This is a genomic window from Pseudomonas wenzhouensis, from assembly GCF_021029445.1.
Taxonomy (GTDB): domain Bacteria; phylum Pseudomonadota; class Gammaproteobacteria; order Pseudomonadales; family Pseudomonadaceae; genus Aquipseudomonas; species Aquipseudomonas wenzhouensis.
In genome coordinates this window covers 83,258-96,939 of the sequence record NZ_CP072610.1, presented here as the reverse complement: position 1 = coordinate 96,939, position 13,682 = coordinate 83,258, and the positions used below count along the sequence as shown (strand labels likewise).

Sequence of the window (13,682 nt, the reverse complement as noted above, 5' to 3'; positions counted from 1 at the left end):
GGTGGGCCTCCCCGGATTTCATCCGGGCTACGCGCTGGTAGCCGGATGTAATCCGGGACTCAGAAGAAGGTCAGACCGGCCTGGAACAGGCGCTCGACATCGCGAATGTATTTCTTGTCGACCACGAACAGGATCACATGGTCGCCGGACTCGATCACCGTGCTGTCATGGGCGATCAGCACTTCCTCGTGACGGATGATGGCGCCGATGGTGGTGCTCGGCGGCAGGGCGATGTCCTCGATGGCGCGGCCGATCACCTTGCTCGATTTGGCATCGCCATGGGCGATCACTTCCAGCGCTTCCGCCGCGCCACGGCGCAGGCTGTGCACGCTTTCGATATCGCCACGACGGACGTGGGTCAGCAGGGTGCCGATGGTCGCCAACTGCGGGCTGATGGCGATGTCGATCTCGCCGCCCTGCACCAGGTCGACGTAGGCCGGGTTGTTGATGATGGTCATCACCTTGCGCGCGCCGAGGCGTTTGGCCAGCAGCGACGACATGATGTTGGCTTCGTCGTCGTTGGTCAGGGCGAGGAAGATGTCGGCGTCGTTGATGTTCTCTTCCACCAGCAGGTCGCGATCCGAGGCGCTGCCCTGCAGGACGATGGTGCTGTCGAGGCTTTCCGACAGGTAGCGGCAGCGCGCCGGGTTCATCTCGATGATCTTCACCTGGTAGCGGCTTTCGATGGCCTCGGCCAGACGTTCGCCAATATTGCCGCCGCCGGCGATGACCACGCGCTTGTAGCTGTCTTCCAGGCGGCGCATCTCGCTCATCACCGCGCGGATATGTGCCTTGGCCGCGATGAAGAACACCTCGTCATCGGCCTCGATGATGGTGTCGCCCTTGGGCATGATCGGCCGGTTGCGGCGGAAAATGGCGGCCACGCGGGTGTCGACGTTGGGCATGTGCTGGCGCAACTGGCGCAGCTGCTGGCCGACCAGCGGGCCGCCGTAGTAGGCCTTGACCGCCACCAGCTGGGCCTTGCCTTCGGCGAAGTCGATCACCTGCAGGGCGCCGGGGTATTCGATCAGGCGTCTGATGTAGTTGGTCACCACCTGCTCGGGGCTGATCAGCACGTCGACCGGAATCGCTTCGTTGTCGAACAGCGCCTCGCGGGTCAGATAGGCCGCCTCGCGTACGCGGGCGATCTTGGTCGGCGTGTGGAACAGGGTGTAGGCCACCTGACAGGCGATCATGTTGACTTCGTCGCTGTTGGTTACCGCCACCAGCATGTCGGCATCGTCGGCGCCGGCCTGGCGCAGCACCGTGGGGAACGAGCCCTTGCCCTGCACGGTGCGGATATCCAGGCGGTCGCCGAGATCGCGCAGGCGGTCGCCATCGGTGTCGACCACGGTGATGTCGTTGGCTTCGCTGGCGAGGTGTTCCGCCAGGGTGCCGCCCACCTGGCCGGCGCCGAGAATGATGATCTTCACCGATACGCTCCGTTGGAAATATTGGCAACCGTCACTCCCGCGAAGGCGGGAGCCCAGGTGCTTAGGTTATCTGCGTTCCCGCCTTCGCGGGACAGCGCTTGCGCTGAACGCACTTAAGTGCGGCCCGAATAGGGCGAGCGCAGCGAGTAATGACGACTATTTCAGAGTACCTGTGGCCTTTTGATCAGCTTGGCATAGTAAAAGCCGTCGTGGCCGTCCAGCTGTGGCAGCAACTGGCGGCCATGGCCGGGCTGCAGGCCGAAGTCGCCGGCGATGGCCACTTCCTGCGCGTCGGCGGTGCGGGCGAGAAAGGCGGCGATGGTCTCGCTGTTTTCCGTTGGCAGCACCGAGCAGGTGGCGTAAAGCAGGATGCCGCCGGGGGCCAGGGTCGGCCACAGGGCATCGAGCAGCTCACCCTGCAGGTGTGCCAGCGCGGGAATGTCCTCGGGCTTGCGCGTCAGCTTGATGTCCGGGTGGCGGCGGATCACCCCGGTGGCCGAACAGGGCGCGTCGAGCAGGATGCGCTGGAACGGCTGGCCGTCCCACCAGGCGCCAGTGTCACGACCGTCGGCGGCGATCAGGGTGGCGTCGAGTTGCAGGCGGTCGAGGTTTTCGCGAACGCGCGCCAGGCGTTTGGCTTCCAGATCGACAGCGACCACTTCGGCCAGCGCCGGTTCGACTTCCAGCAGGTGGCAGGTCTTGCCACCCGGTGCGGCACAGGCGTCCAGCACGCGTTGGCCGGGCGCCAGTTCGAGCAGGTCGGCGGCCAGTTGCGCAGCCTCGTCCTGCACGCTGACGCGGCCGTCCTTAAAGCCGGGCAAGGTGGTCACATCACAGGGCTGCAGCAGGCGCACGCCGTCGCGGCTATAGGTGCAGGGCTCGGCGGCGATACCGGCAGTGCGCAGCTCGATCAGATAGGCGTCGCGGCTGCCATGGCGGCGATTGACCCGCAGGATCAGCGGCGGATGGGCGTTATTGGCGGCGCAGATGGCTTGCCAGTGCTGTGGCCAATGCGCCTTGAGCGCTTTCTGCAGCCAGCGTGGGTGCGCGCTATGCAGCACCGGATCGCGATCCAGTTCGGCGAAAATCGCTTCATGTTCGCGCTGGGCGCGGCGCAGCACGGCGTTGAGCAGGCCCTTGGCCCAGGGCTTTTTCAGCGCGCCAGCGCAGCCGACCGTTTCGCCGATGGCGGCATGTTCGGGGATGCGGCTGTGCAGCAACTGATAGAGGCCGATCAGCAGCAGCGCTTCTACATCCTTGTCGGCGGCCTTGAAGGGCTTTTCCAGCAGTTTCTCGGCCAGCAGTTGCAGGCGCGGTTGCCAGCGCGCGGCGCCGAAAGCCAGGTCCTGGGCCAGGGCACGGTCGTGGTGTTCGACCTTGTCCAGCTGCGGCGGCAGGCTGCTGCCCAGCGAGGCCTTGCCGGACAGTACGGCAGTCAGGGCACGTGCGGCGGCCAGACGCGGGTTCATTGACCGAGCACCAGACCGGGGGCGAACTGCTCGCGACGGCTGTTGTACAGGTCACTGAAGGCCAGCGGCTTGCCGCCGGGTAATTGCAGACGAGTCAGGCGCAGCGCGCCGTCGCCGCAGGCCACGGTCAGGCCGCTCTTGTCAGCGGCGAGAATGCTGCCGGGGGCACCACTGCCCTCGCCCAGCTCTGCCGCATGCACCTTCAACGCCTCGCCGTTCAGCGTGGTGTGGCAGATCGGCCAGGGATGGAAGGCGCGCACCAGGCGCTCCAGTTCCACGGCCGGGCGGCTGAAGTCCAGGCGCGCTTCGTCCTTGTTCAGCTTGTGGGCGTAGTTGGCCAGGGCATCGTCCTGCACCTCACCTGTGAGCGTGCCAGCAGCCAGGCCCTCGATAGCCTGCAGCACCGCCTGCGGGCCGAGCTGGGCGAGGCGGTCGTGCAGGCTGCCACCGGTGTCGCTAGCGCTGATCGGTGTGCTGACCTTGAGCAGCATCGGCCCGGTGTCGAGGCCGGCTTCCATCTGCATCACGGTGACGCCGGATTCAAGATCGCCGGCCTGCACCGCGCGCTGGATCGGCGCGGCGCCACGCCAGCGCGGGAGCAAGGAGGCGTGGCTGTTGATGCAGCCCAGGCGCGGGGTGTCGAGCACCACCTGCGGCAGGATCAGGCCATAGGCGACCACCACCATCAGATCCGGCTTGAGCGCCGCCAGCTCGGCCTGGGCCTCTTCGTTGCGCAGGCTGGCCGGCTGGTAGACCGGGATGCCATGCTCGACGGCGAGTTGCTTGACCGGGCTCGGCATCAGCTTCTGGCCGCGACCGGCGGGGCGATCCGGCTGGGTGTAGACGGCGATGATATGGTGCCGACTGGCCAGCAAGGCCTTGAGGTGCTCGGCGGCAAATTCCGGAGTGCCGGCAAAGACGATACGCAATGAGTCAGACATGGGCGGTCACTAAAGAAAAAGGCTTGCCTGGCAGGTCACATGGAAACTACTGCGCTTGGTTAGGCCGCGTTGAAAACAGACTCGGACTGCTCATTTACAGCTCGTAAAGTCGAACGCGACTCCGACCGTTCCTCGCCTGTTTTCGCCTTGCCTAACCTTCGCTCGTGACGTTTCCATGCGACCTGCTACGCAAGCCCTAGGAATAAGTGGATCAAGCGCGCTGACGATGCTGTTTTTCCAGCTTCTTCTTGATGCGGTCGCGCTTGAGGTTGGACAGGTAGTCGACGAACAGCTTGCCGTTGAGGTGATCGCACTCGTGCTGGATGCACACGGCCAGCAGGCCTTCGGCGATCAGCTCATAAGGCTGGCCATCACGATCCAGCGCCTTGATCCGGACCTTTTGCGGGCGGTCGACGTTCTCGTAGAAGCCGGGCACCGACAGGCAGCCTTCCTGGTACTGGTCCATCTCGTCGGTCAGCGATTCGAACTCGGGGTTGATGAACACCCGTGGCTCGGACTTGTCCTCGGACAGGTCCATGACCACCACGCGCTTGTGCACGTTGACCTGCGTCGCGGCCAGGCCGATACCTGGTGCGTCATACATGGTCTCGAACATGTCGTCGACCAGTTGACGGATGGAGTCGTCCACGACGTCCACCGGTTTGGCGATGGTACGCAGGCGTGGATCAGGAAATTCGAGGATATTCAGGATCGCCATATGCGTTTGTGATGCACTTGTAGAATAAAGTCAAAATCCGCTGCTAAGATGATGAACAGCATTGAAAAACGGCTTCACGCCGCGGAATCAGCGGGTTTGGCACGCGGCGCTAGGGCGCTTCACGTGAAGGCACATAATAAAGGGATTCACCGTATGAGGAAATCACTACTCGCCCTGCTCTTTGCAGCCGGCGGAATGGCCCTGACCTGCCTGGCTCAGGCCGCAGTGCAACTCAAGGACGGTCACCCGGACCGTTACACCGTGGTCAAGGGCGATACGCTCTGGGACATCTCCGGTAAATTCCTCAGCCAGCCGTGGAAGTGGCCGGAGATCTGGCATGCCAACCCGCAGGTGGCCAACCCGCATCTGATCTATCCCGGTGACACCCTCAATCTGGTCTATATCGATGGTCAGCCGCGTCTGATGCTCAATCGTGGCGAGTCGCGCGGCACCATCAAGCTGTCGCCACAGGTGCGCAGTACGCCGATGGCCGAGGCGATCCCGACCATTCCGCTGGAGGCGATCAACAGCTTCCTGCTGAGCAACCGTATCGTCAACACGCCGGAGGAGTTCAACGGCAAGCCCTACGTTGTCGCCGGTAACGCCGAGCGTGTGGTCAGCGGCGCCGGTGATCGCGTTTACGCGCGTGGTCAGTTCGACGAGGCTCATCCGATCTACGGCATCTTCCGCCAGGGCAAGACCTACGTGGATCCGGATACTCAGGAATTCCTCGGTATCAACGCCGATGACATTGGCACCGGCGAAGTCGTCGCCGAGGAAGGTGATATCGGTACCCTCGTCCTGAGCCGTTCGACTCAGGAAGTGCGCATCGGTGACCGCCTGTTCCCTACCGAAGAGCGTGCGATCAACTCCACCTTCATGCCCAACGAGCCGACCAGCGAGATCAACGGTCTGATCCTCGACGTCCCGCGTGGCGTGACCCAGATCGGCCAGTTCGATGTGGTGACCCTGAATAAAGGTGCTCGCGATGGTCTGGAAATCGGCAACGTGCTGGCCATCTACAAGACCGGCGAAACCGTGCGCGACCGTGTCACCGGCGAAAGCGTGAAGATTCCCGACGAGCGTTCCGGCCTGCTGATGGTGTTCCGCACCTATGACAAGCTCAGCTATGGCCTGGTCCTGCAGGCCAGTCGCCAACTGGCGGTGATGGACAAGGTTCGCAACCCGTAATACCCAACGAGCCCCGCCCAGTGCGGGGCTTGTGTTTTCTGGCCGTCAGGATGGCGGCGTCACGTTTCAGGGAGGAGTCGCCATGTCCATACCCTCTCCGCTTGCTTTCTCCATCTCTCCTGCTGAGCTCGAAGCCCGTTTGCGTCTGCATCTGCTGCCGGAGCTGGGGCCGCGACGCTTTCGCAAACTGCTGAGTGCCTTCGACAGCGCTTCGGCGGCGCTTGCTGCACCGGCCAGCGCCTGGCGGGCGTTGGGCTTGCCTGCCATCTGTGCCGAGCAGCGGCGCAGTGAAAGCATCCGCGAGCGGGCGCGCGCGGCGCTGCAGTGGCTGGATGAGCCTGATCAGCAGGTGCTGCTGTGGGACGATCCAGCCTACCCCGCCCTGCTTGCCGAGTTGGCGGATGCACCGCCGCTGCTGTTCGTCGCTGGCGATCCCGGTGTGCTGGAGGCACCGCAACTGGCCATGGTCGGCAGTCGGCGCGCTTCGCAGCCCGGCCTGGATAACGCGCGGGCCTTTGCCCGCAGCCTGGCGGGCGGTGGTTTCGTCATCACCAGTGGCCTGGCGTTGGGCATCGACGGCGCCGCGCATCAGGGCGCGCTGGACGGCGGCGGCAAAACGATTGCCGTGCTGGGCACCGGCTTGCAATGCCTGTATCCGCGTCGGCATGTCGGGTTGGCGGCGCGGATCGTCGAACAGGGTGGCGCGCTGGTTTCCGAGTTACCGCTGGATTGTGCGCCACAGGCGAGCAACTTTCCCCGGCGCAACAGAATCATCAGCGGCTTGTCGCTGGGCGTGCTGGTGGTCGAAGCCAGCCCCTCCAGTGGCTCGCTGATCACCGCGCGCCTGGCCGCCGAACAGGGGCGCGAGGTCTATGCCATTCCCGGCTCCATCCATCACCCCGGTGCGCGGGGCTGTCACCAGTTGATCCGCGATGGCGCCACGCTGGTGGAAAGCATCGAGCATATCCTTGAAGCCCTGCGTGGCTGGCAGGCGCCCACTGTCGAATCCCGGGTGACGGCACCTGCTGGCCGTATCGAGCATCCATTGTTGGACTTGCTGCATGCCGCGCCGCACAGCACCGAAGCATTGGTGCAGGCCTGCGGTTGGCCGCTGACGCAGGTGCTGGCGGCCTTGACCGAGCTGGAACTCGACGGGCTGGTCTGCAACGAAGCGGGCCGCTGGTTGGCGCGCAGTCGTTAACCGCCTGTTGAGGCCGTGGCAGGCAATGATGGGCTTGGATAGACTGCCGGCCATCAGTTCCGCAGGAGACAGGTGATGGCCAGCAACTGGCAGATACAGCAAACGGCGCGAGTGGTACGTGAGGGGGGCGTGATTGCCTATCCGACCGAGGCAGTCTGGGGCTTGGGTTGCGATCCGTGGAACGGCGAGGCGGTGGACCGCTTGCTGGCGCTCAAGGAGCGGCCCATGCACAAGGGGCTGATTCTGGTGGCTGATGACATCGAACAGTTCGACTTCCTGCTCGATGATCTGCCGGAGATTTGGCTGCAACGTTTGGCCGGCAGCTGGCCTGGTCCGAATACCTGGCTGGTGCCACATCAGAACCGTCTGCCCGAGTGGGTTACCGGTGAGCACGACACCGTGGCCCTGCGCGTCAGCGATCATCCGCTGGTTCGCGCGTTGTGCCGCTACACCGGGCCGCTGATCTCCACCTCGGCCAACCCGGCGGGGCGCCCTTCGGCGCGTTCACGCTTGCGCGTCGAGCAGTACTTCCCCGGTGAGCTGGACAAGGTGCTCGGCGGCGCCCTGGGCGGGCGCAAGAACCCCAGCCTGATCCGCGACCTGCGTACGGGCGATGTGATTCGCCCGTCCTGATCACGTGCCCGGCTCGCTCGACTTCGTAGCCCGGCTGCAATCCGGGGGGCGGGATTGGCCCCGGATTTCATCCGGGCTACGGGCTCTCAAGGCAACAGAATGGTCGAGCCGGTGGTTTGCCTTGAGCTCAGCGCATCCTGCGCGGCGGCGGCGTCCTTCAGGGCGTAGCGGTTGCTGATTTCCACCTGCAGTTTGCCGCTGGCGATCATGCCGAACAGCTCGTCGGCCATGGCCTGCAGGCGCTGTGCGCTGGTGGCGTAGCCGGCCAGGGTCGGGCGGGTGACGTACAGCGAGCCCTTCTGCGCCAGGATGCCCAGGTTGACCCCAGTGACGGCGCCGGAGGCGTTGCCGAAGCTGACCAGCAGGCCGCGTGGCGCCACGCAGTCCAGCGAAGTTTCCCAGGTGTCCTTGCCGACGCCGTCGTAGACCACCGGGCACTTGGCGCCGTCGGTCAGTTCCAGCACGCGCTGCACGACGTTCTCATGGCTGTAGTCGATTGTCGCCCAGGCGCCCTGCTCCTTGGCCCGCGCCGCCTTCTCCGCCGAGCTGACGGTACCGATCAGCTGCACACCCAGCGCCTTGGCCCACTGGCAGGCGAAGGAGCCAACGCCGCCGGCAGCCGCGTGGAACAGGATGGTCTCGCCGCCCTTGAGTTCGTAGGTCTGGCGCAACAGGTACTGCACCGTCAGACCCTTGAGCATCACCGCAGCCGCCTGCTCGAAGCTGATGCTGTCCGGCAGTTTCATCAGCTTGTCGGCGGGCAATACGTGCAGCTCGCTATAAGCACCCAGCGGGCCGGTGGCGTAGGCAACGCGATCACCCACGGCAAAACCTTCGACCTCGCTGCCGACGGCCTCGACCACGCCGGCGCCTTCGGTGCCCAGGCTCGACGGCAGCGCCGGTGGCACATACAGGCCGCTGCGGAAATAGGTGTCGATGAAGTTCAGGCCAATGGCCTGGTTGGCGACGCGCACCTCGCGCGGGCCCGGAGCTGCCGGTTGATAGTCGCGGTACTGCAGCACGTCACTGCCGCCGTGCTGGCTGAACTCGATACGCTTGGCCATCTCGGAATCCTTGTTTGTTCAAGCCGCTGCACGCGGCGAAAGGGGCTATCCAAACCTCTCGATTGACCGACGTCAACTGCGGATGCCCCTGGCTGGATGCTATGCTGCCCGCCGATTTCGACCCGCTCCCCGATCAAGGTGCCGCCGTGACTGACCGTACCGAAGCCGTGAAGGCTTATCTGCTCGACCTGCAAGACCGTATCTGTTCCGCCCTGCAAGCCGAGGACGGCCAGGCCGTGTTCGCCGAGGACGCCTGGCAGCGTCCGGCCGGTGGCGGCGGGCGTACGCGGGTGATCGAGAATGGTGCGCTGATCGAAAAAGGCGGGGTGAATTTCTCTCATGTGTTCGGCGACAGCCTGCCGCCGTCGGCCAGCGCCCATCGTCCCGAGCTGGCCGGTCGTGGCTTCCAGGCGCTTGGTGTGTCGCTGGTGATCCACCCGGAAAACCCCTACGTGCCCACTTCGCACGCCAATGTGCGCTTCTTTAGCGCCGAGAAGGCCGGCGAAGAGCCGGTGTGGTGGTTCGGTGGCGGCTTCGACCTCACGCCCTACTACGCCAACGAAGAAGACTGCGTGCACTGGCATCAGGTCGCGCACGACGCTTGCGCGCCGTTCGGTTCCGAGGTCTATCCCAAGTTCAAAGCCTGGTGCGACCGCTACTTCCACCTCAAGCATCGCGGCGAGCCGCGTGGCATTGGCGGGCTGTTTTTCGACGACCTCAACGAATGGGACTTCGACACCAGCTTTGCCTTCATGCGCGCCATCGGCGATGCCTACCTCGAGGCCTACCTGCCCATCGTCCGGCGGCGCAAGCTGACGCCGTTCGGTGAGCGTGAACGTGAGTTTCAGGCCTTCCGTCGTGGTCGTTACGTGGAGTTCAACCTGGTGTTCGATCGTGGCACCCTGTTCGGCCTGCAATCCGGTGGGCGCACCGAGTCGATCCTCATGTCGCTGCCGCCGCATGTGCGTTGGGGCTATGACTGGAAACCCGAGCCGGGCAGCATCGAGGCGCGCCTGACCGAGTATTTCCTCACCGATCGTGATTGGCTGGCATAAGCTTTTTCGCGTAGCCCGGATGCAATCCGGGGCACTTATCGACCGCTCCAGGATTTCATCCGGGCTACGAATTCTTTTGTGGGAGCTGCGCCCCGCAGCGAATGACGGCGGCGTGTGCTACCGAGGTAAAGCAAAGGCTTCGCCCCGAGGCGGGGCTCCTACAAGACGGCGTTAGTTTCGTAGATTTCTACCGTTACAGGACTTTCCATGGATCGCTACTGCGTCTTCGGCAACCCCATCGGCCACAGCAAATCACCGCTGATTCACCGCCTGTTCGCCGAGCAGACCGGCCAGGCGCTGACCTACGATGCGCGCCTGGCGCCGCTGGATGACTTCGTCGGCGACGCCCGCGCCTTTTTTGCCGACGGTCTGGGCGGCAATGTCACCGTGCCGTTCAAGGAAGAGGCCTTTCGCCTGGCCGACGAGCTCACCGAACGCGCCCGCCGCGCTGGCGCGGTGAATACCCTGCAGAAACTGGCAGATGGCCGCCTGCTCGGTGACAACACCGATGGTGCCGGGCTGACCCGTGACCTGCAGGACAACGCCGGCTTTGCCCTGGCCGGCAAGCGCATCCTCGTGCTCGGTGCCGGCGGTGCCGTGCGCGGTGTGCTCGAACCCTTCCTGGCCCAGAAGCCGGCGGTGCTGGTGATCGCCAACCGCACCGTGGCCAAGGCCGAGCAACTGGTGCGTGAATTTGCCGACCTCGGCCCACTGGTGGCCACCGGCTTCGACTGGATCGACGCGCCGGTGGACCTGATCGTCAACGGCACGTCCGCCAGCCTCGGTGGCGAGTTGCCACCGATTGCGCCGAGCCTGATCCAGCCTGGGCATACGGTCTGCTACGACATGATGTATGCCAAGGAGCCGACCGCCTTCAACCGCTGGGCGGCCGAACAGGGCGCGGCGCGTTGCCTGGATGGCCTGGGCATGCTGGTCGAGCAGGCCGCCGAGGCCTTCGAGCTGTGGCGTGGCGTACGCCCGGATACTGCGCCAGTGCTGGCCGAGTTGCGCCGTCAACTGACGGGCTGAGGAGGCGCGATGACGGATACTGCGCCGCCGAGAATCAAGGCTACCACGCCCACGTCTATTACGACGCCGCTACGCTGCCGCAGGCTCGCGCCCTGTGCGAAGCAGCGGTGCAGCGCTTCCCGCTGAAAATGGGGCGTCTGCATCAGCAACTCGTCGGGCCACATCCCTGCTGGAGCTGCCAGCTAGCCTTCCGTCCCGAGCTGTTCGCCGAATTATTGCCCTGGCTGATGCAACACCGCGAAGGGCTCGACGTACTGGTGCACCCGATCACCGGCTTCGAGCTGCGCGATCATCGTGACTGGGCCTTGTGGCTGGGGCGTTCGCATCCTCTCGATCTCAGCGTGCTGGATGCCGACGTGGCCTGACGCTGCTGTCTTGCCGATGGTGCCACCGCCTTGCCCTCGGCCACTTGTCAGTGCGCGCCGCAGAGGCAGCAAGTGCCGCAACAAGGGCGAGCAGTCTGGGCGAAAGAGCCGCCCGCGGCCTTGCATCCGCCGACGATTCGTATATACCAGGGGCTCGTCCCTGAAGGAGTGAAGCATGCAGACCTCGCTGCTGTGGCTCAAACAGGATCTTCGTCTCGACGATAATCCGGCCCTGCAGGCAGGGCTCAAGAGCGAGCGCCTGTTACCGCTGTACGTGATCGACCCCCGCACATTGAGCTTGGGGCCCATGGGCACTCGGCGCCAGGGTGTGCATCGCACCCGCCTGCTGCTGGAAAGCCTTAGCGCGCTGGATGACGCCCTGCGTCAGCGTGGTTCTCGCCTGCTGGTGCTGCAAGGCGAGCCAGAGCGGGTGATCGCGCAACTGGTCGAGCGTCTGGGTGTGCAGGAGGTGCTGACGCATGCCGAGATCGCGCCTGAAGAGCGTGCCCTGCAGCGCCGCGTGCGTGATGCCCTGGGGGTGGTGCCGCTGCGTGAATGTCCCGGCAATGGTCTGCTGCGAGAGGCGGAGCTGCCCTGCCCGCCCGAGGATCTGCCGCATGTCTTCACGCGCTTTCGCGAGTTGTGCGAACGGCGTTCACGGGTGTTCCAGCCACACGCCGCGCCGTCGGCGCTGCCAGCGCTGCCCGATGCTGCGCTCGATCTGCTGCAGCCATTACCGACTCTCGCTCAGCTCGGCCTGAGCGAGCCGTCCAAGGTGCCTGCCAGCGCCTTCCCTTTCTCTGGTGGCGAGGCCGCCGCACAGGCCCGTCTGCGTGATTACCTGTGGAACAGCCAGGGCGTGCGGCAGTACAAGGACACCCGCAACGGCCTGGTCGGTACCGAGTACTCCACCAAGTTTTCCCCCTGGCTGGCCAATGGCTGTCTCTCGGCCCGGCGCGTGGTGGCCGAGTTGCAGCGCCACGAGTCGCAATACGGGCGCAACGATTCCACGCACTGGTTATGGGTGGAGTTGCTCTGGCGCGATTTCTTCCGCTGGACGCTGGTGCGCCATGGCAGTGCCTTGTTCAAGGCCGGCGGGCTGAAGGGTGCTGCCCGCACGCCGCGCAACCTCGATGAGCGCTTCCAGCACTGGTGTGCCGGGCGTACCGGCATGCCCTTCGTCGATGCCAACATGCGCGAACTGGCCGCCACCGGCTTCATGTCCAACCGTGGTCGGCAGGTGGTGGCCAGCTATCTGGTGCATGACCTGCAACAGGACTGGCGGCATGGCGCCGCGTGGTTCGAGGAGCACCTGCTCGACTACGACCCGGCGAGCAACTGGGGTAACTGGGCCTATCTGGCTGGCGTGGGTAACGATCCCCGGCAGAACCGTGTGTTCAACGTATTGCGCCAGGCATACCAGTATGACGCGGATGCGCGCTACGTGAGCCTGTGGATGCCGGAGCTGCATACGCTGCCCGCGCACCTGCGGCATACGCCCTTCCTGCTCCCGGCGCGGCAGCTGGAGGCCATGCGCTATCCACGCCTGGAGCAGATACCGGAGACCTGGCGGCCCTATCTGCCGGTCGTCTAACCCCGTCAGCTCGACCTGGTTGCGTCCCTCGGTCTTGGTACGGTAGAGCGCCTTGCCGGCGCATTCGAAGGAAAAAGAGCGACAGATTTATTGATGACGCAGGGCCGTCAGCCAAAAACAAATCTGTCTGCCTTTTTGCTGGCGAGCGGTTCCACTCGACCTAGTTCGGCGTTTACGGCGTCGGCTTCCACGAGCCGGGCCAGAAAGCGTCACTCGCCGGTGCAGGACAGCGCCAGCGCACCGCGTCACAGGCCATGGCGTAAACGTATCGCCGTGACCAGGTCGGCACGCTCTGCGAGGAAGCGATTGAACGCCTCGATCAGTTGCCGATGGCGAATGCTCGACAGGTAGTAGTGATCTTCCACATGCGGCAGCGTTGGGTCGTAAACCAGGCTGTCCGTCGCCATGCCCATCTGCCCGAGATGGTGCGCCACCACCTTGGGGTTGAGGTAGACCGCGTCGACGCGGTCGCTGCTGGCCATGCGCAGCAGGGATTCGATCTGGTTGGCCTGGATCAGGTGGATGCGCCCGGCGTGGATCTCCGTCAGGTAAGGCCAGGGTGTAAAACCGTTCTGCGTGCCGAGCCGCTCGATGCGCTGCATGCCCTGACCCAGGTATTGCGGCTTGAGCAGAATACCGTCGACGTAGGGTGCAGCCGGATCGCTGTAGTGGAGGGTATGGCCAGTTTTCTGATCGGCGTTCCACTGTGGATGGTCGGGGAACTTCAGGTCGACCCGGCCTGCGAGATAATCATTGAGCAAACGCCGCACCGGCAACGGTGTATAGACGAAGCGATAGCCATGCTCGGCGGCGAAGGCGTCCAGCAGATCACGGGCATAGCCACGGTATTCGCCCTCCACCACTTCGGAATAGGGCGCATAAGGCTGCAGTTCGACGCCGACGCGAATCTCTTCCAGGGCCAGGACGGGCATTGCGCACAGGAACAGACCAAGCAGCAGGGCAGAGCATCTATTCATGACGGGCAAGAT

At 64.6% G+C, this 13,682-nt stretch carries 13 protein-coding genes; 7 read left to right on the top strand and 6 right to left on the bottom strand.

Annotation, left to right across the window (positions count from 1 at the left end):
- Positions 1-59: 59 nt before the first annotated feature.
- The 4 genes from trkA to def form a co-directional block, all read right to left on the bottom strand.
- Positions 60-1,433, bottom strand: coding sequence for a Trk system potassium transporter TrkA (gene trkA, locus J7655_RS00455; protein WP_230926082.1), 1,374 nt, complete (start codon positions 1,431-1,433; stop codon positions 60-62).
- A gap of 161 nt (positions 1,434-1,594) precedes the next feature.
- Positions 1,595-2,902 carry a 16S rRNA (cytosine(967)-C(5))-methyltransferase RsmB gene (gene rsmB / locus J7655_RS00450; protein WP_230926081.1) on the bottom strand — a complete coding sequence of 436 codons (1,308 nt, stop codon included), beginning with the start codon at positions 2,900-2,902 and terminating at the stop codon, positions 1,595-1,597.
- The gene (gene fmt, locus J7655_RS00445) at positions 2,899-3,843 is read right to left on the bottom strand and encodes a methionyl-tRNA formyltransferase (RefSeq protein WP_230926080.1); all 945 of its coding nucleotides are present in this window, start codon (positions 3,841-3,843) and stop codon (positions 2,899-2,901) included. Before fmt ends, rsmB begins: the two co-directional genes overlap by 4 nt.
- Before the next feature lie 211 nt (positions 3,844-4,054).
- On the bottom strand, positions 4,055-4,561 hold the full coding sequence (gene def, locus J7655_RS00440; RefSeq protein ID WP_230926079.1) for a peptide deformylase: 507 nt from the start codon (positions 4,559-4,561) through the stop codon (positions 4,055-4,057).
- Positions 4,562-4,714: 153 nt separating this feature from the next.
- Here def and J7655_RS00435 point away from each other — a divergent pair, with 153 nt between their 5' ends.
- From J7655_RS00435 to tsaC, 3 genes are all read left to right on the top strand, one after another.
- Positions 4,715-5,752, top strand: a complete 1,038-nt coding sequence (locus tag J7655_RS00435; RefSeq protein WP_230926078.1) for a LysM peptidoglycan-binding domain-containing protein — start codon at positions 4,715-4,717, stop codon at positions 5,750-5,752.
- Positions 5,753-5,834: 82 nt separating this feature from the next.
- Positions 5,835-6,953, top strand: a complete 1,119-nt coding sequence (gene dprA / locus J7655_RS00430) for a DNA-processing protein DprA (RefSeq protein WP_230926077.1) — start codon at positions 5,835-5,837, stop codon at positions 6,951-6,953.
- Positions 6,954-7,028: 75 nt separating this feature from the next.
- Positions 7,029-7,586 carry an L-threonylcarbamoyladenylate synthase type 1 TsaC gene (tsaC, locus tag J7655_RS00425; RefSeq protein ID WP_230926076.1) on the top strand — a complete coding sequence of 186 codons (558 nt, stop codon included), beginning with the start codon at positions 7,029-7,031 and terminating at the stop codon, positions 7,584-7,586.
- 86 nt (positions 7,587-7,672) lie between these two features.
- On the opposite strand, the gene J7655_RS00420 is transcribed toward tsaC, so the two are convergent.
- Positions 7,673-8,650, bottom strand: a complete 978-nt coding sequence (locus J7655_RS00420; RefSeq protein ID WP_230926075.1) for an NADPH:quinone reductase — start codon at positions 8,648-8,650, stop codon at positions 7,673-7,675.
- Between the two features lie 146 nt (positions 8,651-8,796).
- Between J7655_RS00420 and hemF the strand changes: the two genes are divergently transcribed.
- From hemF to J7655_RS00400, 4 genes are all read left to right on the top strand, one after another.
- The gene (gene hemF / locus J7655_RS00415) at positions 8,797-9,705 is read left to right on the top strand and encodes an oxygen-dependent coproporphyrinogen oxidase (RefSeq protein WP_230926074.1); all 909 of its coding nucleotides are present in this window, start codon (positions 8,797-8,799) and stop codon (positions 9,703-9,705) included.
- Positions 9,706-9,912: 207 nt separating this feature from the next.
- Positions 9,913-10,734 carry a shikimate dehydrogenase gene (gene aroE / locus J7655_RS00410; RefSeq protein ID WP_230926073.1) on the top strand — a complete coding sequence of 274 codons (822 nt, stop codon included), beginning with the start codon at positions 9,913-9,915 and terminating at the stop codon, positions 10,732-10,734.
- Positions 10,731-11,099 (top strand): DOPA 4,5-dioxygenase family protein, encoded by a 369-nt coding sequence (locus J7655_RS00405; RefSeq protein ID WP_230927643.1) that lies wholly within the window; start codon positions 10,731-10,733, stop codon positions 11,097-11,099. Before aroE ends, J7655_RS00405 begins: the two co-directional genes overlap by 4 nt.
- A gap of 175 nt (positions 11,100-11,274) precedes the next feature.
- Entirely contained in the window at positions 11,275-12,693 is a 1,419-nt protein-coding gene (locus J7655_RS00400) for a DASH family cryptochrome (RefSeq protein WP_230926072.1), read from the top strand.
- Positions 12,694-12,938: 245 nt separating this feature from the next.
- On the opposite strand, the gene J7655_RS00395 is transcribed toward J7655_RS00400, so the two are convergent.
- On the bottom strand, positions 12,939-13,670 hold the full coding sequence (locus J7655_RS00395) for a substrate-binding periplasmic protein (RefSeq protein WP_230926071.1): 732 nt from the start codon (positions 13,668-13,670) through the stop codon (positions 12,939-12,941).
- Positions 13,671-13,682 lie beyond the last annotated feature (12 nt).

What these genes read in the sequence shown, in the direction of transcription:
- fmt (WP_230926080.1), bottom strand. Translation starts at nt 3,843, where the DNA reads ATGTCTGACTCATTGCGTATCGTCTTTGCCGGCACTCCGGAATTTGCC.
- J7655_RS00435 (WP_230926078.1), top strand. Translation starts at nt 4,715, where the DNA reads ATGAGGAAATCACTACTCGCCCTGCTCTTTGCAGCCGGCGGAATGGCC.
- tsaC (WP_230926076.1), top strand. Translation starts at nt 7,029, where the DNA reads ATGGCCAGCAACTGGCAGATACAGCAAACGGCGCGAGTGGTACGTGAG.
- J7655_RS00400 (WP_230926072.1), top strand. Translation starts at nt 11,275, where the DNA reads ATGCAGACCTCGCTGCTGTGGCTCAAACAGGATCTTCGTCTCGACGAT.
- J7655_RS00420 (WP_230926075.1), bottom strand. Translation starts at nt 8,650, where the DNA reads ATGGCCAAGCGTATCGAGTTCAGCCAGCACGGCGGCAGTGACGTGCTG.
- rsmB (WP_230926081.1), bottom strand. Translation starts at nt 2,902, where the DNA reads ATGAACCCGCGTCTGGCCGCCGCACGTGCCCTGACTGCCGTACTGTCC.
- J7655_RS00395 (WP_230926071.1), bottom strand. Translation starts at nt 13,670, where the DNA reads ATGAATAGATGCTCTGCCCTGCTGCTTGGTCTGTTCCTGTGCGCAATG.
- def (WP_230926079.1), bottom strand. Translation starts at nt 4,561, where the DNA reads ATGGCGATCCTGAATATCCTCGAATTTCCTGATCCACGCCTGCGTACC.
- dprA (WP_230926077.1), top strand. Translation starts at nt 5,835, where the DNA reads ATGTCCATACCCTCTCCGCTTGCTTTCTCCATCTCTCCTGCTGAGCTC.
- aroE (WP_230926073.1), top strand. Translation starts at nt 9,913, where the DNA reads ATGGATCGCTACTGCGTCTTCGGCAACCCCATCGGCCACAGCAAATCA.